This window comes from Pseudomonas sp. PS01298, assembly GCF_029959745.1.
Classification (GTDB): domain Bacteria; phylum Pseudomonadota; class Gammaproteobacteria; order Pseudomonadales; family Pseudomonadaceae; genus Aquipseudomonas; species Aquipseudomonas aylmerensis.
Genome location: NZ_JASCPP010000224.1, coordinates 1 through 2,706, shown reverse-complemented (window position 1 = coordinate 2,706; position 2,706 = coordinate 1). Strand labels below are relative to the sequence as shown.

2 protein-coding genes are annotated in these 2,706 nt (G+C 62.2%); one reads left to right on the top strand and one right to left on the bottom strand.

Features of this window, described 5'->3' with window-relative positions:
* Positions 1-196: 196 nt before the first annotated feature.
* Positions 197-1,465 (bottom strand): Hsp70 family protein, encoded by a 1,269-nt coding sequence (locus QMX97_RS31915; RefSeq protein ID WP_106805300.1) that lies wholly within the window; start codon positions 1,463-1,465, stop codon positions 197-199.
* A 238-nt stretch (positions 1,466-1,703) separates the two neighbouring features.
* Here QMX97_RS31915 and QMX97_RS31910 point away from each other — a divergent pair, with 238 nt between their 5' ends.
* Entirely contained in the window at positions 1,704-2,642 is a 939-nt protein-coding gene (locus tag QMX97_RS31910; RefSeq protein ID WP_065900211.1) for a DnaJ C-terminal domain-containing protein, read from the top strand.
* Positions 2,643-2,706 lie beyond the last annotated feature (64 nt).

Genomic DNA, 2,706 nt, shown 5'->3' with positions numbered 1-2,706 from the left:
GCCACAATAAGCTCATCAGCCACATCAAGCCTGGCAGCCACAACAAGCCCATCAGCCATATCAAGCCCGGCAGCCACGACAAGCTCATCAGCCATATCAAGCCCTGCAGGTCACAGGAGACTTTGGTTGGCTCATCAAGCCCTGCAGGCCACAAGAGGCTCTGGTTGCCTCAAGCCTTCTCTGGCCAGCGTCTCGCTCAACTGCCGTAGCGTTTGCTTGCCTCGATCGCCAGGCCGCTGCCGATGCTGCCGAAGATGTTGCCTTCCACGTGCCGTGCATTCGGCAGCATTGCCGAGATGCTGTGGCGCAGGGCCGGGATGCCGCTGGAACCGCCGGTGAAGAACACCGTGTCCACTTGGGCAACGTCCACCGAGGCGTCGGCGAGCAATTGCGTGACGCTGTTGCGCACGCGCTCCAGCAGGCCGTCGATGGCCGACTCGAACAGGCTGCGGCTCAGGTCCACGCTCAAGCCCGGTTCAACCCGGTCGAGCAGTACGTGGCGGCTGTCTTCGTGGGTCAGCTGGATCTTGGTTTCTTCCACTTCCATCGCCAGCCAGTGGCCGGCGCGCTGTTCGATCAGCTTGAACAGGCGGTCGATGCCGCCGGTGTCTTCGATGTCGTAGCGCATGCTGCCCAGGGCCAGCTGGGATTTTTGCGAGTACACCGAGTTGATGGTGTGCCAGGTCGCCAGGTTCATGTGGTGGCTGGTGGGCATGTAGGCGCCGCTTTTCATGCGGCTGCCGTAGCCGAACAGCGGCATCATGCCGGCCAGCGACAGTTGCTTGTCGAAGTCGGTCCCGCCGATGTGCACACCGCCGGTGGCGAGGATATCGTCGTGGCGGTTGTCGTTGTGACGGCGGTCCGGTGACAGGCGCACCAGCGAGAAGTCGGAGGTACCGCCGCCGATGTCGACGATCAGCACCAGCTCTTCCTTCTCGATGGTCGACTCGTAGTCGAAGGCCGCGGCAATCGGTTCGTACTGGAACGAGATGTCCTTGAAGCCGATCTTGCGCGCTACATCCACCAGGGTGTTTTCGGCTTCCTGGTCGGCCATCGGGTCGTCATCGACGAAGAACACCGGACGTCCCAGCACCACTTCCTCGAACTCGCGGCCGGCGGTGGTCTCGGCACGGCTCTTGAGTTGGCCGATAAACAGCGCCAGCAGGTCGGTGAACGGCATGGCCGTGCCCAAGACGCTGGTGTCGTGCTTGATCAGCTTGGAACCCAGCAGGCTCTTGAGCGAGCGCATCAGCCGGCCTTCGTAGTTTTCCAGGTACTCGTGCAGGGCCAGGCGACCGTAGACCGGGCGGCGCTCCTCGAAGTTGAAGAACACCACCGACGGCAACGTGATCTTGTCGTCCTCCAGCGCGATAAGCGTCTCCTCGCCGGGGCGGATCCAGCCGACGGTGGAGTTGGACGTGCCAAAGTCGATGCCGCAGGCACGGGCTGGAGATGGGTTTTTCATGTCTATCGGGTTCCGGTTGAAAAACGGCCGCGCAGTGTATGCCAGTCGCAAAGGAATGCGTAGGCCGACTATCCGTTAAATGGTGCTTGAAAGTGCGCGTTTCGCCCCCACATCTTGTGCATACGGCTAGCGCCGATAACACTTTGACGCACCCCCAGGCCACAGCACTCAACAGGTGCAATGCAGCGCACGTTGTGCCCCGGGCTGTGCGATCTCGATTAAGGATGGTGAACCGCCGATGGATTTCAAAGATTACTACAAGATTCTGGGTGTCGAGCCGAGCGCCGATGACAAGGAAATCAAGGCCGCCTATCGCAAGCTCGCACGCAAATACCACCCGGATGTCAGCAAGGAAAAAGACGCCGAAGCCAAGTTCAAGGACGCGTCCGAAGCCTATGAAGCGCTTAAAAGCGCGGATAAGCGCGCGGAATACGACGAACTGCGCAAATACGGCCAACACGGCCAGCCATTCCAGGGGCCACCGGGCTGGCAGAGCCGTGGCGGCTTTGGTGGCGGCCAGGACGCGGGCGACTTCTCGGACTTCTTCAGTTCGATCTTCGGCTCGCGTGGCGATGCCTTCGGAGGCGGCCAGCGCCGTCCTGCCGGGCGTAAAGGCCAGGACGTGGAGATGCAGCTGTCGGTGTTCCTCGAGGAGACGCTGTCGACCGAGTCCAAGCAGATCAGCTTCCAGGTGCCGCAATACGACGCCTCGGGCCGGCATGTCAGCAACACCACCAAGAGCCTGAACGTGAAGATCCCGGCCGGCGTGACCGACGGCGAGCGCATCCGCCTCAAGGGCCAGGGCGCACCGGGCATCGGCGGCGGGCCGAATGGCGACCTGTACCTGATCATCAAGTTTGCGCCACACCCCAAGTTCGAGGTGGATGGCGAGAACCTGATCATCAACCTGCCCCTGGCGCCATGGGAATTGGCGTTGGGCACGGAAGTGGCGGTGCCGACCCTGACCGGCAAGATCAACCTCAAGGTGCCGGCCGGCAGCCAGAACGGCCAGCGCATGCGCGCCAAGGGCCATGGCTTGCTGAACAAGGCCGGGCAGCGCGGCTTCCTTTACGTGCAGCTCAAGGCGGTGATGCCACCGGCAGGCGATGACGAGGTGAAAGCGTTGTGGCAGGCGTTGGCGCAGAAAGCTGCCTTCGATCCTCGCGCCAATTTCTGACGCGCCCTTGCAGGAGCCCGGCTTGCCGACGATAGCGTTCTAGAGACTGCTATCGCCGGCAAGC

Bases quoted from the DNA above. Each gene is read 5' to 3' on its own strand.
- QMX97_RS31915 (WP_106805300.1), bottom strand. From the start codon at position 1,465: ATGAAAAACCCATCTCCAGCCCGTGCCTGCGGCATCGACTTTGGCACG.
- QMX97_RS31910 (WP_065900211.1), top strand. From the start codon at position 1,704: ATGGATTTCAAAGATTACTACAAGATTCTGGGTGTCGAGCCGAGCGCC.